Here is a 25,563-nt window from a genome sequence, read left to right as displayed (position 1 = left end):
TACATTGGAGACAGAAATATGAAAAGTAAAAGACTTCTATTAAAAAATGCCTTCAGAAGCTCATGAAAAGTAAAGAGTCAGTTGTTTGGTATTTCATTATTAGTTATGCTTATGACAGTTATTTTGTCGCTAGTTACTTCAAGTAGTGAACAAATAACTCACAAAAATGATTATCTAAATAAAATTTCAAACTTACGTGATGGTATTTTTGATTTACAAAATTCAAAGGGTGCTAAAACTCCAACCGATAAAAATATTAGAAATGATCAAACATATTTATACCAGTATTACTTTGATAATATGATTAAAGAAAAAGGTTATGACTTGTCATGATCAAGAACTGAAGCTAGATCATTTTCTCAGCTAACAGAAAATGGAAACAATATAAATATGAAAATAGTATCAAAAACTTCACCATCAATTGATGAAAAAGTTAGTGTTGACTCAATTGCTATTTCAGAAGGAAGAAATTTTAGTACGGAAGTAGATGAAGATAATATTTCAGTAAGTCGTGAAATGATAATAAATGAAAACTTCGCCAAATTAAACAATATAAAAATAGGCGATGTAGTTCGTGTTGAAAAAGATAAATACGGTGACTCTCTTTTAGTCAAAAATTCACAAAATATAGATGAATCACTAAAGTCACAATTAGAAAATAGTTCGCCAACAGACTTTGTCAACAACAATGAACCAATGGCTTGGTTCCATATAATAGGATTTGGAACATCCGCCGATTTTGCTACCCCAGTTACAGATATCACAACTTCATTTCCTGATTCAAAAACTAGTTTTATTGGATATGTAAAGCCTGAAAATTTTGGGTTAAGTAGAGTTGATAATGGTTATTATGCTTTTGATCAAACAAAGTCACTATTATACGGTACTGAGTTTGGTAAAGAATCGTATCTATCATTTAAATTGAATTCTAAAAATATAGATATTCACGAATTAAACAATGATTTTAATAGAGCTGTATTGGATGAAAATATTGTAAATAACAAAATTTTATTTATGACTAGTGACACGTCATATGAATACTCAAATAGATTAACTTTATTTATTACAGTAATAACTGCATATAATGTAATAGCATTATTTTTATTTGTAATTACAATTTTAATTTCACTATTTGCGCTTTCTATTGTTCTTAAAAAAAGAGTTGAAGCAGTTAAGGCACAAATGGGATGTCTTAAAGCTCTTGGGTATTGAAAAAGAGAAATCTTGGTTAACTTCTTAGCTATTCCATCTATTACTGCAGCAATAGGGGTTACAACAGGATATTTAATTTCATTAGTTCTTAGTGCAGTTGTTATTCATACATTTTCAACATTTTTTACAATATCATTTGGTGTTTATACATTTTCTTTTGCTGCATATTTTTCTACATTCGCAGTCGGATTTTTATTGTTAACTTTCTTTGCTTCAATATTAATTTTAATAGAAGTAAAAAAACCTGCTCTAGAACTCCTACAAGGAAAAAATACATCTAAGTACTCATTAATTGGGTCAATGATTAAATCAATATTTATTAAATCAAATTTTGACACAAGGTTAAGGATGAGTATTTTTGCTGGTTCATGATTAAAATTTGTTGGTACATTTGTAACAATTTTTGCCTCAACAATTCTTATAACAATCACTTCAATAACACCAAGTGTTATTGCTAAAAATGAAACGGCTTCATTTGAAGGTATGAATTACAAATTTGTAACAGAATATCAACAACCAATAGCTGAGAACCCTTTATCTTTTTATAAGACATTTAATCCAAACCATACTCAAACGGAAAATGGTAAAAGTAAAAAATATGGTTATGATGAATCTAAGTTAATTAAAGATTATGTGTCACCAAGCAAAACAAATGACGAGGTGTATACACCGCTACCACTTGATGAAACCAAAGAGGGAATAGATTATGAAATTTTATTTGATGATTTAATGAATAATAATATGAGCAGATATAGTTACTCACCTAACATATTGAAAGTAGATAGTGAAGGTTTTTGACCTATTAAATTAGCGCCAGGATCAAGTAGAATGGCGTATTTAAGTTATCAAATTTTGCCTGAAACATTTTTATCTGCATTGGATAAATTCCCATTAGAAATTAGTTCTATGGCAGGAGATACTTTAAAAAAGCAATGATCAGATCTTGTTGAATTTGAACATAACTTAAACAGTATTGAAGATAATAATATAAATGAATTTGTTAAGTATTTACTTTCATTTTATAAAAGATATGTAACAGGAATACCAGTTACGTTTAATAAAAAATATATAAATGAAGATGGAATAATTAAACACAAGGAATTGCTTAAAGATACAAAAAAAATTACAAATAAAGTTAAGATAAAAATAGAGTTACCGGAATATATTGACCTAATTAACATAGATGAAAGAACAATGGGTAAAAATGATGTTTCTGATAATATTTTGTTCTGGGATGAAGATAGGAAGCCATTAGATGACTTATACTATATGTCGTTTAAAGAACTAAATTCATGAGATCCTGATACTGCTTTACGTGTTATTGCTATTCAGCTTGCAACATGATTTACTATGTTGTATAACGATAGAATTTCTATGTATCTGTTACAAACAGCTTATTCTCGTGCACCTTATTTTGTACAAGAGAGCATTAAAAATGCCGTGATTAATTCAAATTCCGGAAATGATAAAAGTTCAGAATTTTCAATAGCGTTTAACGTAACTCCGTTTGATCCAAAAAAAGAAATCAAAGGAACAATGCTAAAGGCTAGAACTAATAATGATAAAAGTTTAAATATTTATGGATTAAGTGCAGAAGACATTAGATTAATAGATTTATCAGATTTCAAAGGTAAAGATTTATACTCTGAATTATTTAATACATATGAAAATAAAAATCCAATAATCATAAATGAGTCTCTTGCTAAATCTCTTGGTTACAAGGTTGGAGATAAAATTCAGTTAAACATAACTAAAAATCAACTTATTAATGCATCAGGTGATATTGTTTCGGCAGATATAACTCAAGAGAATGAAACTAAAAACCCTGTAAAAGATTTACCTGGCTATACGGATGGCTATGTAACAAATTCAAGTCGTTCATGACAATCAACTAATGGTAAAACATTTGCAGACGCGGGTGTAACATCTGGTATTAACCCAGTTACTATAGATAATAATTATTCTATTAGCGCAAAGGGTGTTTTGGCTTCAACAGGAGCAACACAAATTAATAAAGCTATGTCTAACGGAGAAATTGTTAACTTAACAACAGATGTAATGACAACTTTTACTGTAAAGGGTATTCAAAAAAGTTTTGGTAAACCTCAAGCTTGAACTACAAATGAAGTTGCAGAAGACATTCTTGGTTATAATAATTCAAAAGAAGTTATGTTCGGTCAGTGATTTAAAAATTTTGATTTAAATAGTAAACCATTACAAAAATATATATTTGGAGATATTTTTGAAACAAAAAAACAAGAAGATATAATATTACTAATCAACATGGGAGGCTATGATAATTTGAAATTTTTGGCCAACTCTAATAGTGATGATTCTGAATATTTTAAAAAATATTTAACAGTCTTTGAAAATACTTACCCAGTATTTAATTACAAGTATTCAATGGATGACAATATAAATGACATAACAAAGGTTATGTCAACCACTACAAGCAATGGAGATTTCTCTGCTGTAGGGTTAAATGGGCAATATGATTACAGGAATGAAAGTTTTGATAGTGGTTATGCTCTTGGATCAACAGCAATGGCAATGCCAATGGATCAAGCAAGACTAGTGCTTTCTCAATTAACTGAACTTGTTCAAATGATTACAATTATGTTTATTGTGTTTGCTATGATAATTTCTTCAATAATTATTTTATTAGTAACATCAATTGTTATTAGTGAAAATTCACAATTTATTGCAACAATGAAATTATTAGGTTATAGAAAACGTTATATTGTATGACAAATAATTAGTGTGTATTTAATAGCTATTTTGATAGCTTATGGAATTGGATTTGCTATTGGTTGATTCTCATTTATGGGAGTTACAAACTACCTAGCAAATGAAGGTGCCTGAATACTACCTGTTCAATTTGCATTCTGAATGCCAATAGAAGTTCTTGGGTTATTAGGAATAGTTTTCCTTGTTACATTCTATGCAGCATATGACAAAATAAAAAAATTAACACCTGCACAGGCGTTAAATGCTTAATAAAAATATCTTTTTTTAGAGATATTTTTTTATTTTAAAAATTGTCAAAAGTATTAATATTCATGTTATATTTAAAAAGTAAAATTCAATATGAAAACTTATATAATCCTTCATAACGGGAAGGAGTCTCTACACAGCACCTATGCTGTATTATGAGTTACTAGACTTTTTTTGTTTTGTAAAATGTGTTTTCAGCATTCTCAAACAAGAAAAGTCTTTTCTTTTTTTGCTTCAAGTTTTAATACTTGGATTTTGCCGATTTAAATAAAGGAGAAATTATGGAACAAAAAAATATTGAGGATATTAATAGAGAAACTCAAAATAAAATTTTTAATCCAAATAATAGTCTTATCCCAATTGAGGGAGAGACACCTGAAGAAACTGCAAAAAGGTTTGCTTCAAATTATAAATTTAGCAACAACAAAGCCATTAGAGGAATTGAAAAATTCTTTCAGTTTGATACTTTAGGCGCAATTATGAAAAAAGAAGTTATTGGTGGATTAGCAACTTTCCTATCATTAGTTTATATATTATCTGTACAACCTGGGCTTGTTAGCGGAACTGAGTCAATTACAGAAGGTGCACCAAATATGAATTATTTTGGTATATTCTTTGCGACAGCCATTGCTTCAGGTGTGGGATGTATATTTATGGGATTGTTTGCCAATGTTCCAGTTGCTGTTTCAACAACAATGGGAATTAATACTCTTGTAGCTTTCTCTGTTGGTAATGCAGGTGGTTTAGGATATGAAGGGGCATTAATAGTTACAATGATCTCTTCAATTTTATTTGTAACATTGTCATTAACACCATTAAGAACTAAAATCTTAAGGGTAATACCTAAAGAAATTATATTAGCGATTGGAATTGGAATAGGTGTATTTATTTCATATATTGGTTTACAAAGTATGGGTTGATTTTCAACAACTCCAGCTGGACCAGCATTAGGTAATTTATCACAAAATTGATTAGCCATTATTTTAGGTATGGCAACATTAGCAATTATATTAATATTGTCGTTTAGAAATATACCTGGGGCAGTAGCGATTGGGATTGTAGCAATGTTTATAATCGCATTAATAATTGCGAATTTATTACCAGAAGATAGCCATTGATTAGGTTATGAAGTAACAACAAATGTGAATGGTACAAATATAACTACATATAAGAATGGTTTTTTACATGATGCAAACTTTAAACTAAACGGTGGTTGAACTTATGATTTTGGAGGTTTAATTTCAAACTGAGATAATACATTCTCAGCTTTTACAAACATGGATATTTGAAATAATCCAATATTCTATGTTTCAGTATTCATTATCTTATTAATGAATTTCTTTGATGCTACAGGTACACTTGCTACATTCACACACCAACTAAACAAAAATACAAATCAACATCATGAAATATCAAGTAAAGCACTAATTGTTGATGCATCAGGTACAATGGTTGCTTCTTTAATGGGAACAACTCCATTGGGAACTTTTGTTGAGTCATCAGTTGGAATTCAACAAGGAGCTAGAACTGGATTTGCAGCTATCATAAATGGGTTACTATTCTTTTTAGCTATTGCTTTATTTCCAATTTTTAAAGCAATACCACAATGTATTACTGGCGCAGCATGTGTATATATTGGGATTATGTTATTTAAAGAAGCAGAGCTAGTTAATTGAACTAAAATGGAATTTGTTGTTCCAACATTCCTAACAGTTGTATTTATGATTTCATCATATGAAATAGCAAACGGAATTGCAATTGGATTTATTTCATATGCATTTATGATGTTAATTATGAAAAAAGGTAAAGAAGTAAGTTGAATAATGTACTTACTTGCAATCTTGTTTATTGCTTATTTTATTGCATTTGCTTTCGTGCAATAGTAGTTGTATTTAAGTAACAAATTTGAGATAATATATTTACATTTAAAAGGAGTTTATTATGCAAAATAAAAGTTTAGTGCTATTAATTATTTTATTAATTATGGCAATTATTCCAGGAATCGTTTACTTTTTCCTACACCCAAAATTTAAAATTGTTGCATTAGTAGTTTTACTAGTTATGGCAATTATTCCAGGTGTTCTTTACCTAGTTTGACCAGGTAAAGGTGGATTCTTAAAAGGTTAATTTTAAGATTAATAAAAAATACAGTTAAACTGTATTTTTTATTTAAAAAGGAATATCAATTATTATATAAATACAAATGAGAGGTTAACATGAAAATATTATTTATTGGAACTGGACATATGGGATCAGCTCTAATTTCTGGAATAAAATCAAACAATAATTTTAAAGAGCAAATTTTTGTTTTTAATAGAACTTATGAAAAATCGTTAGATGTATCTAAAAAGTACAACGTGATTCCAGTTAAAAAACTGGAACATCTAAATTATGATATTGTTGTTTTGGGTATAAGACCTGCTGATTTTGAACAACTAGCAGTTGACTTAAAAAAATTTACATTAGAGAAACAAACTTTTGTAACTATGATTAATGCACTCTCTATAAAACAAGCAAGCGACATATTTGGAAATAATAAATTAAATATAGTCAGAATAATGCCTAATATGAATGCTGCTATTCAACAATCTGTTACTGCTTATTCATCAAATAAAATAAATAGTGAAGTTACAAAATTTGTAATTGAAATGTTTTCTAATTGTGGCACAGTAGAAGAAATTCCTGAAGATAAATTTCCAGCCTTCACTGCTCTAGCAGGATGTTCACCTAGTTATATATTTACATTTTTAAATGGATTTTATAAATATGCATTAAAAAATGGTTTTTCAAAGGACCAAGCATATAGAATTATGAAAAATACTATAATTGGAAGTACAGAGTATTCAACAAACTCAGATAATTCATTTGATGAATTAATTAATTCTATTTGTGTTCCTAATGGATCTACTATAGAAGGGCAAAAAGTTTTAGAAACTAATAATTTTCAAGATATCATTATAAAAGCTCTTGAAGCAGCAAAGCAAAAATCATAATATATTTTTAATAGTTTAACTTCTTGCATATTTGTATTGAAACAAGTCTATATATTAATATATAATATTTTTGCTTACACCCAATAGGCCTCGGAACCGTAAGGAGAATAAGCACAATGAAACAAACAACACTGATTAAATCAGCAGACATAAATAAAAAATGATGAGTGGTGGATGCCGAGGGGCAAACACTAGGTAGAATGGCTACACAAATCGCTATGATTTTACGTGGTAAACATAAAGCAGATTACACACCTCACATAAATAACGGAGATCACGTGATCGTTATTAATGCAGAGAAAGTACTGTTAACAGGTAAAAAAGAAGCAGATAAATACTACTACCGTCATTCACTTCACCCAGGTGGACTACACAAAAGAAATGTAGCAACTGAGAGAGAATTAAATCCAGAAAGAATTGTGGAGAGAGCTGTTCGTTTGATGTTATCAAAAAACGTTCAAGGATCAAGTCAATTTCGTGCATTACATGTATATGCAGGTGAAACTCATCCACATGAAGCACAACAACCAGAAGTAATGGTAATCAAGGGAGCTAGTAAGTAATGGCAAACAATAGAGTTGAATATAGAGGAACAGGTAGAAGAAAATCTTCTACAGCTCAAGTTATATTAACACCAGGAAACGGTAACATTGTTGTTAACGGAAAACCTGCATTAGAATTTTTCCCATTCCCTACACTTGTTCAAGATTTAGAACAACCACTAGTATTTACTGAAACAAGAAAAGATTTTGACATTCATGTTAAGGTAAAAGGTGGTGGATTTACAGGTCAAGCAGGAGCTGCTAGATTAGGAATCGCAAGAGCTTTATTAGAAGTTAATGCAGATTTTAAACCAACTTTAAGACAATCAGGTATGATCACACGTGACGCACGTATTAAAGAACGTAAAAAATACGGTCTATACGGAGCACGTCGTGCACCTCAATTCTCAAAAAGATAATTTTATTTATATTAAAAAAGCACGATTTATATCGTGTTTTTTATTTACAATTTTAAACTTGCTAATCAATTAAATAGTGGGTGTAATGTTATAATTTATTAAATGGGAGATTGATATGTTATCTACAAAAAAAACATTTATAAACTTGTGAATTGCAATATCAATTTCTCTAATTGGTGCAACACTTCAGATTTTATTAATTTATTTTATGCTGAAAAACTTTGGTTCTGAGTTTAACGGGTATGTGAGAATTACAATGTTATTTGCAGCTTTAATTGCTACTGCCGATTCAGGTATTGGTATTGTTACTATGATATTGCTTGTTAAGCCAATGCAAAAGGGAGACTGAATTTCAGCAAACGAGATTTACTCAGCTTCAAAAAGAATGTATCGAAAAAGTGCAATTTCATCTCTTGTTATAGCTGTCGCTATTTCTTTCTTATATCCAGTATTTATTCACCTTAACTTGCAAGATATTGGATCTATATTACATAAAGAAACTTGACAAAATGGGATCACATTAACAGGTACAAGCAAGGATGCATTTGCATCAATAAATTACTTTCAATTGGTTTTTATAACTTTAGTTTTTTCAACAAGAAACTTTATACCAACATTTTTTGGAGCAGCTGAAGAAAATGTTATTGCAGCAGATCAACAGTCATTTTCAAGAAAAGCAATTATACTATTTTCAGAAGTCTTTGTTTATTCAATTATATTAATGACAATTAATATTAGTACACTTTCACCAGTAGTTACATTTTCATTATTTTGATTGATTGGACCAATTAAGTTAGTTTTCATTTGAATATTTGTTAAAAAGAACTATGTTTGGTTGAAATACCGTCGTGGTATTGTTAACCAAAAAATGAATTTAATGTCGTTCCAATTATCTAAATCTGGATTGGGAGTAACATTAATGCTTTCATCAGATATATTGTTAGTAATCCTTTTCTTTGGTGCAGGGGTTTCTTCTACTTTATCTCTATATATGATAGTTGCATTAAATGTTCAAGCAGTTATGATGAACTTTATTATTTCATTTAGAGAATACTTTACAAATGTTATAGCAAAACAAGGTAGGTTGAAGTTTGAAACATATGCAAAATATGAACTTTATACATTTGCAGTAGCAGCATTTACTTTCATAAATCTTGCAATTTTGATGCCATACTTTGTGTCATCTATGTACTATCCAATAGTTAGAGATGAGATTGCAGGATTAAATGAAAGTGGTGATATAACAAGTTTCTTACCAGAGTCAAATGCAATGGAATTCATGTTTACAAACACAACGTTCTCGATGTTAATTGCAGCATCTACATCACTTGTTATTGTTGGAGAATCTCAGAATACTTTAATTCAAGCTAAAGGAAAAAACTATGAAATATCTAATGTTCAAAATTCAATAGGATTGGCTTATTTTTTCTCAACATTAATAGCTCTATCAATAATAGTTCTTACTAAACCTGGAAATAATTCATATATCATAATTGGGATTACAGTGATGTATTCATTGAAAATATTTTTCTTATTTGTTCGAAGTGTATATCTTTCAATTTACTGCAGTAGATATCTTGCATATTCAGCGACATCTAATTTCTCAACAAGAAATATTCTTGTATTGATTGTTCCAATAGTTATTGCATTAACATTAAACTACATGGTTGTTGAAGATATAAAAAGTGTTAAAGATTACATTGATGAAAATCAAATTTCGTTTTTATTACAATTGGCATTAATTACAATTTCATCATCATTTGGTCTAATTATAGTTACATCATTTATATGTTCTCCAAAACTAATATTTGAAACAATTGCAAAAATACCTTTAGTATCAAAAATTATTGATATTAATTTAATTCAAAAAATTAGTGACCTAACTATAAAAACAGACGAAAGTGATATTCACTTTCTTGATATTGAAAAGGAAAAAGAAGCTTCAAGTAATTTAACTGTTTCTTTTGACAATGAAGAGGTTAGAAACTCAAAAGCTGAATTTGAAAATGTGACAGCGCTTATCGATAACTCTGATAACTTAATTTATAAAGTAAAAGGTGAGAGATAGTATAATCAAAAAGAGGTAAATTATGACAGGAACAAGTACAGGATTAATATTTATATTTTTATTATTTTTTGTTTGTTTTACTGCAGGATCTACAATATTAAGTATTTTTAAAATTAAAAAAAACCAAGTGTCATCAAAGATTATTATTGGTTTTTTTGCACTATTATTTTTTTTAACTATTATCTCATTTGTATTAAACTTATTTGGAGCAGTTTTGACTTTGCAAGTATATACTTATTTCATTTGGGGTTGTATATTGGTTTTTGCTTTAGTTTCAATAATCTTTGTTAAATTTTGATTGAAGTTTTTCAAATTAAATTGAAACTCTTTAATCTTATTAATACTATTTATATCTTATGTTTTATATTTTTATTTCAAACTAACACTTAACACATTGCCTTTTAGCTTATCTCTTCGTTTGACAGAAAATTATTTAAATTGAAATATGTTTGGTCAATCATGAATGAAAAATGTTTTATATCAACTAACTGTACTACCATTAGTTACTCAATTTGTGAGTACGGGAGAACACACTTCGCTAGAGCTTTTAGCTGACTACTTATTTGTTTTTAATATATTAATTAGAGGGCTAATTTATACTGCTCTTACAGGAATAATTTTAGAAATGGGTATTGGAAGAACTAGAGTATCTAGAGTTATAATCGCTGTTATAGTTTCTGGAATTTTATTTGGATATGTGGCTTTAACTTCTAACTTAGAAAAACCATTTGACTCATCAATGATGTTTGGTTATTTAATAAAATTAATTTCTGCTATGCTTGCATTTTATTGTGTAAATCAGAATAGATACAAATTGTATAGTTATTTGTTAGGAATAATGACATTAGCAGCAGTGGGAATGGATCAATCAAAAATAATTATTCTATTATTTTTTATATACTCAATATTATTGATTCTTACATATAGTTTTGACAATATGCTATTTAAAGATCATATTAAAATATTATTTCCTGTATCTTTAGGATCATTGTTATATAGCTTGTATGTAAAGAACATTGTTTGAATAGTTATAACTGGTGGGATATTAGCTCTAACAATTTTGATTGCAATTTGAATTATTTCAAGTCACGTGTTGATTAAAAAAATGGAATTTACGCTATCTAACCGTACATCAATTCTTATGATTGTTGTACCAACAATATTAATATTATTTGGTGTATTGTCATTTCTTTCTATATCAGATTGGAGTAGTGCAGCTATTGAAGATAAATTTGGTTATTTATATAAATATAAATATATTAGTCTAATCACTGACCCATTAGTGCAACTACCAATTTTAATATCAATTACTTCTTTTGAATTAATAATTTGTTCTTTATGAGTTTCAAGGAGAAGGAAGTTTAAAAATAGCATAAGTGTTGTTTTTATAGATTTTGCTGTTATACAGTATCTAATGTTTTACAATCCATTTTCAAGAATGTTCTGGTTATTGGTACTTGAGGATAAAACACAAATCCAATATGATATATTTTATCTGTTTTACCCATACATAATATTTGCAGTTTTAATATGAATTGTTCAAAAATTAGAAAAAGACATATTGGAATTATTTGACATAAATATAAACAAAGATGAACAAATAAAAATTATCATATATAAAAATATAGCTATACGTAGTAAGGACAAATTAAATGATTGAAAAAATAAAGCAAAGGATAGAAGATTTAAAAAATCAAATAAACGATTGGAATCGTAGCTACTATGAATTTGAAGTTTCTCCAGTTGATGATTCTGAATTTGATAAAACAATTGCTGAACTTATATCTTTGGAAACACAATATCCACAATTTTTAACACAAGACTCACCAACTCAAAAAGTTGGTGGTTCTGTTGATTCTAAATTTACTAAGTATATTCACAAAAGTCCAATGTTAAGTTTGTCTAATGCCTTTGATGATAATGACTTAAGAACTTTTGATAATCAAATTAAAAAAAGTTTAGAAAATAAAAAGTATAGCTATGTTGTTGAACCAAAAATTGATGGTTTATCAATATCTTTAATTTATAAAAATACAAAATTATATAAAGCAATTACAAGGGGTGACGGAATTGTTGGAGAAGATGTTACTGATAATGTTAAAATGATTTCTTCAATTCCCAAAACTATTTCCAATAATAGTGATTATTTTGAAGTTAGAGGAGAGGTATATTTACCTAAATTAGAGTTTGAAAGAATTAATTCTGAGCGTTTTAAAGTTGGAGAAAAGCTATTTGCCAATCCAAGAAATGCCGCAGCAGGAACTTTAAGACAATTAGATCCACAAATAGTTAAAGATAGAAATTTAGATATTTGAATTTATTTTTTAATGAATAAAGAAAATATATTAACTCATAATGAATCTTTAAAAGTTCTTTCTGAGTATAAGTTTAGAGTTAATCCATTAAGTATTAAAACCGAAGATATTATCGGTGTAATTAAAATAATTAATTCTTTATCTGCTCAACGTGAAGATTTGGAATATGAGATTGATGGAATAGTAATTAAAGTAAATGAATTTGATCATTATGATTCAATAGGATATACTTCTAAATTTCCTAAATGAGCAATTGCATATAAGTTACCAGCTGAGATAAAAACTACAAAACTATTAGACATATTTCCTACAATTGGAAGAACTGGTAAAGTTACTTATAATGCCAAATTAAAACCAGTTAAATTAGCTGGAACAACTGTAGGAGCAGCTACATTACATAATTCATCTTTTATCATTGACAGAGAAGTAAGGGTTGGAGCTGATGTTCGTGTTAAAAAAGCTGGAGATATTATTCCTGAAGTAATTTCTGTAGTTAAAGATGAAAATTATAACTCACTACCTATTTGATCAGAGGCAAAAAATTGTCCTGATTGTGGAAGCATATTACAAAGAATTGAACCTGAAGTTGATCAATATTGTGAAAATGATTTTTGCGCCAGAAGAATCATACGAGGTTTGGAACACTTTGTTTCTCGTGACGCACAAAATATTGAAGGTCTTTCAATTAAGTTAATTGAAAAGTTCTATGAAAAAAATTATGTAAAAAATCCAGCCGATATTTTTAAGTTGTCAAAGCGTAAAGATGAATTAATTAAGTTAGATAAAATGGGCGAAAGATCTGTTGATAACTTGTTAACATCAATAGAAAATTCAAAGAATAAATCATTGGAAAAATTATTATTTGGTATAGGTATAAGACATTTAGGAAAAAAAAGTGCATTTATTCTTTCTAAAAAATATAGAAATATTGATTCACTTATGAATTTAAGTGAAGAAGAATTGTCTGAAGTTAGAGATATAGGCCCTATTGTAGCTCATTCTGTTGTTAATTGATTTAAGAAAGAAACAAACAGATCAATTATCAGAGAATTTAAAGATTTGGGTATTAATCTTGAATACAAGCCTGCAATGGAAGAAAAATCTCATGCTGATATAACTAATAAGACATTTGTAATTACAGGTACATTATCAAAGTCAAGAAATTATTTTAAAGATTTATTAATATCTTATGGAGCAAATATAGCAAATTCTGTTTCAAAAAATACAGACTATGTATTGGCTGGAGAAGAAGCAGGTTCTAAACTTGATAAGGCAAACAAGTTAGGTGTTAGAATAATAAATGAAGAGGAATTATTAAATATAATCTAGTAGTATGGAATTAAATAAGAAGTTAGTCATTGAAATTGCCAACGATATAAGAATTTCTTTAGATGATAAAGAAATCAATGAAATCGTTAAATCTGAAATTGAGATACGTGCAAAAATGGAAAAAATTGTAAAATTTGAAATCAAAGGGGATGTTGAACCTTTGAGTTTTCCTTTTGAAATTGAAAATACTTATTTAAGAGATGACAAAGAAATTTCTACTCTTTCACGTGATGATGGATTGAAAAATGCAAAACAGGTTATCGACAATTATGTAATACTTCCAAGGGTGGTTAAATAATGAATAAGACAATTAAAGACTATGCAAAATTAGTTAAAGAGTCATCAATTAAAACTGTTCTTGAGTACTCATTTAGAGATATTGAAAAGGAGTTTGATTCTAATTTTTATATTAATTTGAATAAAGAAAAAATTAATATCAAAGCTGAACAATTGGATAAAAAAGCTAGAATAAATTCTCATTTATTTGGAGTTCCATATTTTGAAAAAGATAACATTGTAAATACTGATATTCCAACAACTGCGGGATCATTATTTTTAAAAGATTATGTTTCACCATTTAATGCAACAATTAACGAAATATTAAGTGAAGCTGGAGCAATGATGGTTGGTAAAACAGCTATGGATGAATTTGGAATGGGTGGAACAGGGTTATTTTCATTTAATGGTGAAATTAGAAATCCATATGAAAAAAATAGAATTATTGGAGGTTCATCATCTGGATCAGCTTATGCTGTTGCAACAGGTATGGTACCTTTTGCAACAGGGTCAGATACTGGTGATTCAATTAGAAAACCTGCTTCATTTGTTGGCATTGTTGGATTTAAACCAACATATGGTTCAATTTCAAGATATGGTTTAATGCCATATGCTCCTAGTTTAGACACTATTGGTTTTTTTACAAATAATGTAGATGATCAAAAAATTTTGGCAGAGGTTACATTCAAACAAGACAAGAAAGACTTTACCTCAATCAATAATCCTTTTAAGTATGAAAATAAAAAATTTGACAAGAAACTAAAAATAGTTCAAATAAGAGAAATTTATGATCTAATGCCAGAAGATCTTAAAAAAGAATATGACAACTTTACAGAAAGAATGTTGGCAGTAGGTCATACAGTTAGTTTCGAATCAATTGATATAAATATATTAAATATGCTTGGTGAAGTATATATGGCTATTTCATATGCTGAAGCAGCATCAACTCTTTCGAACTTACAAGGTGTACATTTTGGAAAAAGAGAAGAAGGTGATAGTTATGAAAATATTATTAAACATTCACGAGGAAACAATTTTTCAAAAACAGTTAAAAAAAGAATGATAATTGGAGGTTACTCACTTAAGTCTGAAAACCAAGATATCATTTTTCTGAAGGCAAAAAAAATAAGAAGAATAATTGTTGATAGAATCGCTGAAATTTATCAAACGGCAGACATTATAGTTTTACCGCCTTCTTCTGGAATAGCTCCAACAGTGAGCGAAGCAATGAAGTCAGCATCTGGAGATGCAGCTGTCAATGGTGTAATTGATTCTGCACTATTGCTTGCAAACTTTAATGGTATGCCATCAATCACAATTCCATTTATCAAACTTAACAATTTGCCAATTGGCATTAATCTAAACGCAAATATTAAAAAAGATATACTGTTATTAGATTTTGCCCAACAAGTAGAAGAAATATTAAAAAATAAGGAATAAAAGATATGAATAATTTTGAAGTAGTTATTGGAATTGAAAACCATGTTGAACTAAAAACAATGTCTAAAATGTTTGCCTCATCGCAAGTAAATTTTAATTCTATTCAAAATACAAATATAGATGCAATGGCGTTGGCCTTACCAGGTGCTCTTCCTACAGTAAATAAAAAAGGTGTTGAACTTGCAATACTTGCATGTAACGGTTTAAATATGAAAATTGATAGTCTACTTCGCTTTGATAGAAAGAGTTATTTTTATTCTGATTTACCGAAAGGTTTTCAAATTACACAAAACTTTTATCCAATCGGAAAAGATGGTTTTCTAGAAATTAATGTTAATGGAAAAACTAAGAGAGTTCAAATTGAAAGATTACATATTGAAGAGGACACTGCAAAACAGACTCACAAGGGTGATTTAACATATATTGATTACAACCGTTCTGGAGATGGGTTAGTTGAAATAGTCACAAAACCAGTTTTAAGAAGTGCTGATGAAGTTATAGCATACTTAGAAGAATTACGTGAAACATTATTATTCTTAGGAATAAGTGATGTAAAAATGAATGAGGGTTCATTGCGATGTGATGTAAATATTTCTTTAAGACCATATGGGTATAAAGAATTTGGAACAAAAGTAGAAATTAAGAACCTTAATTCATTTAATAATGTTAGAAAAGCTATTGAATTTGAAATTAAAAAGCAAACATCAATGTTATTAAAAAATGAACCAATACTTTCTGAAACAAAACGATTTGATGAAGCGAGTCAGGAAACAAAAGTAATGCGTTTAAAAGACACCTCAGTGGATTATAAATATTTTGAAGAACCAAACATAACTCCGATTAGATTAGAAGAAGAATTTATAAATCAAGTTATTGAAAATGCGCCTGAATTGGCAAAAGAAAAAAGAAAAAAATATGTTTTTTCTTACAAACTTAGTGAAAAAGATGCAAATCAAATTTTATCAAATTATGAACTTACAATGTTTTTTGAAGAATTAATTAAATTAAATATTGATCCAAAAAAAGCATATAACTTAATAACTTCAGATATTCAAGCTTCACTAAATACTCATAATATTGAAATAAAAGAATCAAATTTCACACCATCAAAAATTGCAGATGTAATGAATAGATTAGATAGAGGAAAAATTTCTTCTAAACATGTAAAAGCAATCGTTACAATATTGGGAGATCACAATAAATCTATTAGTTCAATAATTGAAGAAAATAATTTAAAGGTTATTTCAGATCCTAAATTTATAGAAGATATCATTGTTAGACTTGCAAAAGACAATCAAGAGATGATACAAGAAAATATTCACACAAGACCAGAACGTGTCGAAAAAACATTAATGGGTCAATTAATGAAAGAAACTGGTGGAAATGTATCTTTAGTTGTAGCAAACGAAATTCTATTAAAACTATTAAAATCATTTAAGTAATCAAAGAGCAATATATATTGCTTTTTTTATTTGAATATTGTTAAATTAAATAACTATTTTAAATAGAAATATTTAAAATAAAAATTAAATAAAAGGAGAAAAAATAAAAATGTTTTTAGCAACAACAATAGAAATAATTAATACAACATTAACAACTGTTACAACATTAACAGTTGTTACAGCATCACTAATTCTTCCTCTAATTATTAAAAAAAATAATGATAGAAATAAGAAAAAAGATGCAATTGAAGAAGCACTTTTAGATTCATTTGATAAATACTTTTCAACTGAATATCCTAAAAATGATTTTGAATGGTACTACGCTGAATTGCTAGCAATTATAAAAAAATTTAATATTCGAATTTTTATTTGTTTAAATTGCAAAAGAAAATTAGACGTAAAAAAATACATGGATTATTTTAAAACTGTTGATAAAGTTATTCCTGAGATAAATAACTTTTCAGTTAACGCTGGTCAATCAGGCTTCAAAATAGAAATGATGGTTTTAGCTTGCTACAAATGCAAAGGTGAAGACCAATATAAAATAAACACAAGTAATAAGGAAATTTAATTTATTATGGACAAAAAGAAGCAATTAATAAAAGAACAAAAAAAATATGCAGGTGGTTATCTTAAATTAAAACCATACCTATTTGCAATGTTCTTAGTTGATCAGGTAGTATTTTTAATAGCTTTAATATTTTTTATTTTAGAAGTAACAATGTTTAAAGATAATAACCAGGCTTGATTGAATTACTCAATATTGGGTTCAACAATATATTTACTATTAAAGTTTACAACTAGCAATTGACTATCAAAGAATTGATATTACAAATCATTAGTAGTTTTTAAAAAGAAAACTAAAATTGATGAAATTGATATGGAAATTTTTAGAGAAGTAAGTTTTTTACCTTTATCATTTCTACTTTATATAATTTCAGTTAACTTTTTAACAGCCGTTTTTATTAATGTAGAAATAAATAATATTTTTGCAGATAACATTGTCTTATCCTCATTTATTGAAATAGCTATGAACATGTTATTACTACCTTCATTTTTGAATACATTTAACAAAATAGTTGGTACAAATAGTAAAGTTGATGCAAATTATGTTAAATTACTAAAAGATCAATATTATTCAAATAAAACATTGTTTGAAGATACTGAATTTAAGAACGACTACTTAAATGTTTATTTTAAAAAAGTAGATTTAAATTCAAAAAAGGGTATTTTTGTATTTAAAAATTCAAAAGATTTAACAAGTACAGAAAGTAATAATATAGAAAAGTTAAATGGTGAGATTTTACTTATATATAAAGAAATTTGAAATCAATATTATGACTTACTACAATTAAAAATGAAAACAAAATTCAAGAGATCAGAAATTCACACATTGTATTGAATAGAAAGAATTTATGATCATATATTTGTGGACTTTTTCGAAATTTAAATTTTTAAAAATAACATAAATAAAAAAAGCATTTTAAATGCTTTTTTTATTTTGCAGTGTTATATAGAAAGTAAATATTTTGAATAATTGCTTAAGGATAATTATTGGGTATTATTTTGATTTCCATAATTGTAATTTTATTTGTTTATCATAAATTAATGGTAAAATATTACTAAGAATTGGTGAGGGTGGGTTAAGAAAAAAGGAGAGATAAATGATTAAATTATTAAGTTTAATTGGAAGCATAGGAATAAGTGCTTCTGGTTTTGCACCTGTAATTGCAGGTTCAACAAACATAATTAATAAAGATATTACTGAAAGTTTTGATATTAGCGAAGTAAATGATTACATAACATATTCTCCGGAGATGTCATATTATCAAATGGATATTAATTACTTTAGTCTCGTTTTAAGAGGGTTTGCAGCTCGCGGAATTAATGAAGCAAGAAATTCAAATGATCTTAATTTTAATGATATAGATATTGAATATATTTGAAATATTGATGAAAATAGAGAGTTAAACAGGCAAGATGTATTGGGGCACTTTGGAGCCGGTACAAGAACTCTTGAAGTAAAAGTAGTTCCGTCAGAAGAAGGAAAGGAAAAAGGTTTAATTGGAGAAATGCTATTTATCAATTTTATGAAGCATGACTATTTAGACTTGTCAAACTCTGAATTGACTAATGCTCATTACCCAATTAATATACCAGAAAGATGACATCATGAAACAATTGAAAGCATTGTTGAACAAATGAAAATATGAATCTATGAAGTTTATAGAACAGCTCATCTTGGTTGATATACTCCATTAGCTTTTGGGCCAGAAATATTTAAATCTCAACCGAATCTTTTGTTTAATGCAGAAACAGGTAAAAGATTTACTCAAAATGATCTAGATAATATGAAAGATGGAGAAACTACTACATTAAAAATGGTTTTAAGCCCAAGTGAATATGGCAATGAATATGGTGTTTTGAATACCACTTTATATAGTTTCGATTTTGCAAAATACCCAAATAATATTTAAATATTTATACAATAAAAAAATTAATAAGGCAGATACTAGTTAACTAATGTTTGTCTTATTTTTTAATATAAGTTTTACTTTTTTAAAATTCGAGAAAAAGAAAATACCTTAGAAAGTTAGCTGCTTTAGAATACAAAGTTATAATAAGGCTTTATAACAATATTTTAAAGTCATTCAAAAAAGGTATAGTTTAGCTTTTTTTATTTTAACAAGCGTTGTTGATATAATTAACGTAGTTAGGAGTATTTATGTTTTTCACATCCAATACACAATTGCCAACATGAGCTTGAGCAATTATAGGAATTTTTACAATAATAGGAATAGTTCTTGGTTTTTGATCTTTCTTCTCTGGATTTAAAATTTTTTCTATAACGGCAAATAAACGAGAAAGAATTAAAAATCCTTTAAGTGGTTCAAAAGATATTGATTTAAGTAAATTAGAAAAATATAGTAATTTAATTGGTGTTGTAGGATTTGTAATAGATACCAAAAATGATGAGTACTTTAAATCTATATTTGTCGATACAACAGAAGATGCTAGCAAATGAGTTTTGGACATGAAAAATGAAATTATAAAAAATGAAACTAAGTTAGCAAAACAAGTAAATTCTTGATTGTGAGAAAAAGAATACACAATCAATAAAATAAACTTTGTATTAATTGCAAAGTTAGATTCTATTGATGAAACAATTAAGTGAAAAGAAACTCTTTTAGATGAGTTAAAATTAGAAAATAGAATGTTCGAGAGGTAGTTGTGAATTTATTAAGAAAAGTAGAAAATACAGATCCAAATTTATTTTGAATTTGAATAGGGATAATGATTGTTGGACTCATATTAGCTGTTGTTTTTGGTTGACTAACTTGACATATTAACAATCAAAATAATAAATATATGAACAAAAAAAATAGAGAATCAAATTCAATTTGGGAATTTACTAAAAAGAACTTTCCAATTTTTGTCACATTATTTGGAGTTATTTTGTTTATAACTGCGTTAATGTTTATTATTCAAACAAGTTAATTTATGGAGTTAAAAGTATTTACCAATAAGCTTATAAATGAAGCGCATGCATATTTAATTATAAAAAATAACAAAGCAGTTTTAATTGATACAGGGTGTTCTAGTGAAGAAATAATAGAATACAGTTTAAACAACAATATTCAAATTACAGATGTTTTTTTGTCACACTCACACTTTGACCACTTATTGGGATTAAATGAAATTGCAAAAATTTTTAAAGATTTAAAAATTTATATTGGACAAGCTGATTTTAAGAATGTATTTTCAGCAAAGAGGAATTTTTCACTAAGTAAAAAAAATCCATATGTTTTAGAAAAATCATTAAATTTCATTCCACTAAAAAATAAGCAAGAAATAGTTTCAACTCTTATAGGTAATGTGAATTATTATTTGATGGGCGGTCATTCTAAAGGAACTGCATTTTTTAAAATTGAAGAATTACTATTTGTAGGAGATACACTGTTTTTAGAAACATTAGGATTTCATAACAAAAGAATGCCCGGATGTAATATTAGAAAATTTAATAAGTCTCTAATTTGAATTGTTAACAATTCGTTTGGATTAACAATTTATGCAGGACATAGAAAAGCAGGATTTAAAATAGAAGATGTTTTAAATAATAAAGATCACCAAATTTATAAAGAAAATATTATAAAAATAAAATAAAAAAATTTGATTTCTTAGTAAAGGAATCATTTTTTTTATTTTATTTGTATGCTAATATATTTATGAAATAAAAAAGCAAAAAATTAATAAGGTGTCAGGGAATTGAGTGTCAATCTCAAACTGTACCAGCAACTGTAATGAGGATTGTTTAGCATTATCCATTGGGAAACCGAGAAGGCGCTAAACATATGAATCTAAGTCAGGATACCGGCCTATTAATTAAAAACATATTCTTTCCTGGCTAGAGAGAAGTAGTGTAAGTCATTTTTAATATTGTCTTTACTATAATTAATTAAGCCACGATTTGTAATCGTGCTTTTTATTTCCCAATTTTAGGGATAAATTAAATAATAGTGAAACTTAATAACACTAATTCTATAATTGTCCCCTTTTATAAAAAAAGGAGGTTATATGGCTAAAGTCCAAAAATATTACAACAACTCAGTGTCTCCACTTGAGTATGTTAAAAACAATTTTAAAGGTTCATTAAGATCGGTGAACTGAAATAATATCAATGATGAAAAAGATTTAGAAGTATGAAATAGAATTACTCAAAATTTTTGATTACCAGAAAAAATACCAGTATCAAATGACTTACCATCATGAAGGGCTTTGTCAAAAGAATGACAACAATTAATAACAAGAACATTCACGGGTTTAACATTGCTTGATACTATTCAAGCGACAATCGGTGACATAGCTCAAATACCTAGTTCGCAAACTGATCATGAACAAGTAATATATGCAAACTTTGCATTTATGGTTGGTGTACACGCTAGATCCTATGGAAACATATTTTCAACACTTTGTTCAAGTGAACAAATTGAAGAAGCACATGAATGAGTAGTTGGATGTAAGTCACTACAAGAACGTGCAAATGCTTTAATACCTTTTTATGTTGGTAAAGATGAATTGAAATCAAAAGTAGCTGCAGCGTTAATGCCAGGTTTCTTATTATATGGAGGATTTTACTTACCTTTCTATCTTTCTGCTAGAAATAAGTTACCAAATACATCAGATATAATTCGCCTGATATTGCGTGACAAAGTAATTCACAACTACTACAGTGGTTATAAATACCAAAGAAAAATAGAAAATTTATCAAAAGAAAAGCAAGAAGAAATGAAGAAGTTTGTGTTTGATTTAATGTATGAACTAATTGATTTAGAAAAAGAATATTTAAAAGAATTATATGAAGGATTTGATATTGCAGATGAAGCAATTAAATTTAGTATTTATAACGCAGGTAAATTTTTACAAAACCTTGGATATGATTCACCATTTACTGAAGAAGAAACAAAGGTTGAACCTGAAATATTTAACCAATTATCAGCACGAGCTGATGAAAATCATGATTTCTTTTCTGGTAATGGGTCTTCATATGTAATGGGTGTTTCTGTTGAAACTGAAGATGACGATTGAGAATTTTAAGATGCATAGCGAATTAAAAAAAGTCAGTGCTGATGAAATCATCAGACCAAAAGGTAAAGTAACATTAGTTTATTTTTCTTCTACATCAAACAACACTCATAGATTTGTGCAGAAATTAAATATTAATAGTATTAGAATCCCTAATGAAGAAACTGAGAGTATTCAAGTGGACAATGAATATGTATTACTAACACCAACATATGGTGGAGGTCATATTCATGGAAATAAGGTTGTTGATACAAAGGGATCAGTACCTAAACCAGTTATCAACTTTTTAAATAATAAAAAAAATAGAAGTCTATGCCGTGGAGTTATGGCTTCGGGAAATACAAACTTTGGTGATTCATTTGCGTTAGCTGGACCAATTATATCTACAAAATTAAATGTTCCGCTATTGTATCAATTTGAGTTATTAGGAACACAACAAAACGTTGATGATTTAAAAAAAATCTTAAATGATTTTTGAATTAAGGAGTAAAAATGAAAATCGAAAATATAAATAAATTAAATATTGAAAATGACGAATATATAAAATTAAATGCGCGTTCAAAAATTTTTAGTAAGGGTAAAGACAATTATTCGCTTGATAGAGAAGCAGCAAATAGTTATTTAGAAAATAATATAATGCCAAAATATATGAGTTTTAAAAGCACTAAGGAGCGTTTTGAATACTTATTAGAAAACCAGTACTATGATAAAAAATTAGTATCAAAATATAAAATGAGAGATATTGATGAACTAAACAAATTAGCTTATTCATATAATTTTAAATTCCCAAGTTTAATGGGAGCACTAAAATTTTTTAATGCCTATGGGTTAAAAACAAAAGATAATAAAATGTATTTAGAAACTTATACAGATCGTGTTTTAATGAATGCTTTGTTTTTTGGAAATGGTGATCTAAAGATTGCAAAAACAACTTTAAAAGAAATAATGCTAGGAAGATATCAGCCAGCAACGCCAACATTCTTGAATGCAGGTAAACAACAAAGAGGTGAATATATTTCTTGTTACTTATTGCGTGTTGAAGATAATATGGAATCAATTAGTAGAGCTGTTACAACTTCTTTACAACTTTCTAAAAGAGGTGGAGGTGTTTCTGTTTGTTTAACTAATTTACGAGAGGTAGGAGCTCCAATTAAGAATATTGAAGGACTATCAGCTGGAGTTATTCCTGTAATGAAAATATTGGAAGACTCATTTTCATACGCTGATCAACTTGGACAGAGACAAGGAGCGGGAGCAGTTTATTTAAGCGCACACCATCCAGACATTATGCAATTTTTGGATTCAAAAAGAGAAAATGCTGATGAAAAAATTAGAATCAAATCATTATCATTGGGAATTGTAATGCCTGACATTACTTTTGAATTAGCCAAAAAAAATGAACAAATGGCTTTATTTAGTCCTTATGATGTTGAACGCATCTATAAAAAGCCCATGTCAGATATTTCAATTACAGAAAAATATTATGAAATGCTTGACAATAACGATATAAAAAAAACTTTCATTAGTGCACGTAAACTATTTCAATCTATTGCTGAACTTCATTTTGAAAGTGGATATCCTTATTTATTATTTGAAGATACTGTCAATAAAAGAAATGCTCATGATAAAACAGGGCGTATTATAATGAGTAACTTATGTAGTGAAATTGTTCAAGTAAGTACGCCAAGTGAGTATTCAGAAGATTTAACATTTACAAAAATTGGTGAAGACATTTGTTGTAACTTGGGTAGTTTAAACATTGATAAAGCAATGAAAAGTGGAATAGAGTTTGGAGAATTAATTGAAAATGCAATTACGTCATTAGATCATGTATCAAGAGTTTCAAATATAAATTGTGCTCCATCAATAAAAAATGGTAACAACAATAATCATGCAATAGGACTGGGAGCAATGAACCTTCACGGATTTTTAGCAACTAATGGTGTTAACTATAAATCTGAAACAGCCGTTGAATTTACAAGTATGTTTTTTTATACTGTTGCATATCATGCATTTAGATCTTCAAATAAACTTGCAAAAAAATATGGATCATTTAAACACTTTGGAGTATCTAAATTTAAAGATGGTTCATATTTTGAAAAATACACTAAATGTGATGAACTAAAGTGAACACCTAAAATTCAAAAAACAATTGAGCTATTTGAAAAATATGGTGTTGCAATTCCAACTCAAAAAGAATGAATTGGATTAGTAAATGAAATTAAAAAATCAGGACTAGCCAACTCACATTTATTAGCTGTGGCCCCAACTGGATCAATAAGTTATTTGACCTCTTGTACACCAAGTTTACAGCCAGTTGTATCAACTGTTGAAGTTAGAAAAGAAGGGAAAATTGGTAGGGTATATGTTCCAGCATATAATATTAGTTTTGATAACATGGAATATTATGCAATGGGTGCTTATGAGTTAGGGCCAGATCCAATTATTGATATTGTGGCCGCAGCCCAGCAACATGTAGATCAAGCAATATCACTAACATTATTTATGAAAGATACAGCTACAACTCGTGATTTAAATAAAGCTTATATTAATGCTTTCAAAAAAGGTTGTGCATCAATTTATTATGTAAGAATAAGACAAGAAGTATTACAAGATAGTGAAAACTATGAATGTGATTCTTGTATGATTTAAAAAATATTGCTCAAAAATAAAAATGATTCTTTCTTTTGGAAGAGTCATTTTTTTGTTAAATTGTATGCTAATATAACCTTATAAATAAAAATAAACAAGAGAGTGTCAGGGAATCAAGAAAATCTTGAACTGTACCAGCAACTGTGATGTGGATTGTCTAACTATTATTCCATTGGATGTAAATCTGAGAAGGAAGTTAGATGTGTGAAACTTAGTCAGTATACCGGCTCAATTTGTTTGAGCGATATTCTTTTCTGGTTAAAAAGATGGTCATTGAAATATTCTTTTGATACCTAAT

21 protein-coding genes and 3 riboswitches are annotated in these 25,563 nt (G+C 27.9%); all 21 genes read left to right on the top strand.

Features of this window, described 5'->3' with window-relative positions; all coding sequences use genetic code 4:
• The first annotated feature begins 18 nt into the window (after positions 1 to 18).
• The 21 genes from STIUS_RS03135 to nrdE all read left to right on the top strand — a co-directional run bounded on the left by STIUS_RS03135 (position 19) and on the right by nrdE (position 25,265).
• The gene (locus tag STIUS_RS03135; RefSeq protein ID WP_162649926.1) at positions 19 to 4,209 is read left to right on the top strand and encodes an ABC transporter permease; all 4,191 of its coding nucleotides are present in this window, start codon (positions 19 to 21) and stop codon (positions 4,207 to 4,209) included.
• Between the two features lie 78 nt (positions 4,210 to 4,287).
• Positions 4,288 to 4,382: riboswitch (purine riboswitch) on the top strand.
• Positions 4,383 to 4,487: 105 nt separating this feature from the next.
• Positions 4,488 to 6,089, top strand: coding sequence for an NCS2 family permease (locus tag STIUS_RS03130; protein WP_162649925.1), 1,602 nt, complete (start codon positions 4,488 to 4,490; stop codon positions 6,087 to 6,089).
• Between the two features lie 58 nt (positions 6,090 to 6,147).
• Complete coding sequence (locus tag STIUS_RS03125) at positions 6,148 to 6,333, top strand: hypothetical protein (RefSeq protein WP_162649924.1); 186 nt, start codon at positions 6,148 to 6,150, stop codon at positions 6,331 to 6,333.
• Between the two features lie 89 nt (positions 6,334 to 6,422).
• Positions 6,423 to 7,199, top strand: a complete 777-nt coding sequence (gene proC, locus STIUS_RS03120) for a pyrroline-5-carboxylate reductase (RefSeq protein ID WP_162649923.1) — start codon at positions 6,423 to 6,425, stop codon at positions 7,197 to 7,199.
• Positions 7,200 to 7,315: 116 nt separating this feature from the next.
• On the top strand, positions 7,316 to 7,762 hold the full coding sequence (gene rplM / locus STIUS_RS03115) for a 50S ribosomal protein L13 (protein WP_162649922.1): 447 nt from the start codon (positions 7,316 to 7,318) through the stop codon (positions 7,760 to 7,762).
• Complete coding sequence (gene rpsI / locus STIUS_RS03110; RefSeq protein WP_162649921.1) at positions 7,762 to 8,160, top strand: 30S ribosomal protein S9; 399 nt, start codon at positions 7,762 to 7,764, stop codon at positions 8,158 to 8,160. The genes rplM and rpsI overlap by 1 nt, the downstream gene beginning before the upstream one ends.
• 115 nt (positions 8,161 to 8,275) lie before the next feature.
• Entirely contained in the window at positions 8,276 to 10,228 is a 1,953-nt protein-coding gene (locus tag STIUS_RS03105; RefSeq protein ID WP_162649920.1) for a hypothetical protein, read from the top strand.
• A 22-nt stretch (positions 10,229 to 10,250) separates the two neighbouring features.
• Positions 10,251 to 11,945, top strand: coding sequence for a hypothetical protein (locus STIUS_RS03100; protein ID WP_162649919.1), 1,695 nt, complete (start codon positions 10,251 to 10,253; stop codon positions 11,943 to 11,945).
• Positions 11,881 to 13,872: an NAD-dependent DNA ligase LigA gene (ligA, locus tag STIUS_RS03095; protein ID WP_162649918.1), complete on the top strand. Its 1,992-nt coding sequence runs from the start codon at positions 11,881 to 11,883 to the stop codon at positions 13,870 to 13,872. Before STIUS_RS03100 ends, ligA begins: the two co-directional genes overlap by 65 nt.
• A gap of 4 nt (positions 13,873 to 13,876) precedes the next feature.
• Positions 13,877 to 14,170, top strand: a complete 294-nt coding sequence (locus STIUS_RS03090; RefSeq protein ID WP_162649917.1) for an aspartyl/glutamyl-tRNA amidotransferase subunit C — start codon at positions 13,877 to 13,879, stop codon at positions 14,168 to 14,170.
• Complete coding sequence (locus STIUS_RS03085; RefSeq protein ID WP_162649916.1) at positions 14,170 to 15,588, top strand: amidase family protein; 1,419 nt, start codon at positions 14,170 to 14,172, stop codon at positions 15,586 to 15,588. The genes STIUS_RS03090 and STIUS_RS03085 overlap by 1 nt, the downstream gene beginning before the upstream one ends.
• A gap of 5 nt (positions 15,589 to 15,593) precedes the next feature.
• A complete protein-coding gene (gatB, locus tag STIUS_RS03080; RefSeq protein WP_162649915.1) occupies positions 15,594 to 17,030 on the top strand; it encodes an Asp-tRNA(Asn)/Glu-tRNA(Gln) amidotransferase subunit GatB in 1,437 nt (478 codons plus the stop codon).
• A 109-nt stretch (positions 17,031 to 17,139) separates the two neighbouring features.
• Complete coding sequence (locus tag STIUS_RS03075; RefSeq protein ID WP_162649914.1) at positions 17,140 to 17,601, top strand: hypothetical protein; 462 nt, start codon at positions 17,140 to 17,142, stop codon at positions 17,599 to 17,601.
• Positions 17,602 to 17,607: 6 nt separating this feature from the next.
• Positions 17,608 to 18,480 (top strand): hypothetical protein, encoded by an 873-nt coding sequence (locus STIUS_RS03070; protein ID WP_162649913.1) that lies wholly within the window; start codon positions 17,608 to 17,610, stop codon positions 18,478 to 18,480.
• Between the two features lie 214 nt (positions 18,481 to 18,694).
• The gene (locus STIUS_RS03065) at positions 18,695 to 19,507 is read left to right on the top strand and encodes a hypothetical protein (protein ID WP_162649912.1); all 813 of its coding nucleotides are present in this window, start codon (positions 18,695 to 18,697) and stop codon (positions 19,505 to 19,507) included.
• A gap of 248 nt (positions 19,508 to 19,755) precedes the next feature.
• The gene (locus tag STIUS_RS03060; protein ID WP_162649911.1) at positions 19,756 to 20,259 is read left to right on the top strand and encodes a hypothetical protein; all 504 of its coding nucleotides are present in this window, start codon (positions 19,756 to 19,758) and stop codon (positions 20,257 to 20,259) included.
• 2 nt (positions 20,260 to 20,261) lie between these two features.
• Positions 20,262 to 20,528: a hypothetical protein gene (locus tag STIUS_RS03055; RefSeq protein ID WP_162649910.1), complete on the top strand. Its 267-nt coding sequence runs from the start codon at positions 20,262 to 20,264 to the stop codon at positions 20,526 to 20,528.
• 3 nt (positions 20,529 to 20,531) lie between these two features.
• The gene (locus tag STIUS_RS03050; RefSeq protein WP_162649909.1) at positions 20,532 to 21,194 is read left to right on the top strand and encodes an MBL fold metallo-hydrolase; all 663 of its coding nucleotides are present in this window, start codon (positions 20,532 to 20,534) and stop codon (positions 21,192 to 21,194) included.
• Between the two features lie 72 nt (positions 21,195 to 21,266).
• Positions 21,267 to 21,425, top strand: a riboswitch (cobalamin riboswitch).
• A gap of 180 nt (positions 21,426 to 21,605) precedes the next feature.
• Positions 21,606 to 22,625, top strand: a complete 1,020-nt coding sequence (gene nrdF, locus STIUS_RS03045) for a class 1b ribonucleoside-diphosphate reductase subunit beta (RefSeq protein ID WP_162649908.1) — start codon at positions 21,606 to 21,608, stop codon at positions 22,623 to 22,625.
• Between the two features lies 1 nt (position 22,626).
• Positions 22,627 to 23,103 carry a class Ib ribonucleoside-diphosphate reductase assembly flavoprotein NrdI gene (nrdI, locus tag STIUS_RS03040; RefSeq protein ID WP_162649907.1) on the top strand — a complete coding sequence of 159 codons (477 nt, stop codon included), beginning with the start codon at positions 22,627 to 22,629 and terminating at the stop codon, positions 23,101 to 23,103.
• Positions 23,104 to 23,105: 2 nt separating this feature from the next.
• Complete coding sequence (gene nrdE, locus STIUS_RS03035) at positions 23,106 to 25,265, top strand: class 1b ribonucleoside-diphosphate reductase subunit alpha (RefSeq protein ID WP_162649906.1); 2,160 nt, start codon at positions 23,106 to 23,108, stop codon at positions 25,263 to 25,265.
• An 83-nt stretch (positions 25,266 to 25,348) separates the two neighbouring features.
• Positions 25,349 to 25,512, top strand: a riboswitch (cobalamin riboswitch).
• Positions 25,513 to 25,563: the final 51 nt, after the last annotated feature.

This window comes from Spiroplasma sp. TIUS-1 (genome assembly GCF_010365785.1).
In the GTDB taxonomy this organism is placed as follows: Bacteria; Bacillota_I; Bacilli_A; order Mycoplasmatales; family Mycoplasmataceae; genus TIUS-1.
This window is presented reverse-complemented; position numbering and strand designations above follow the sequence as displayed.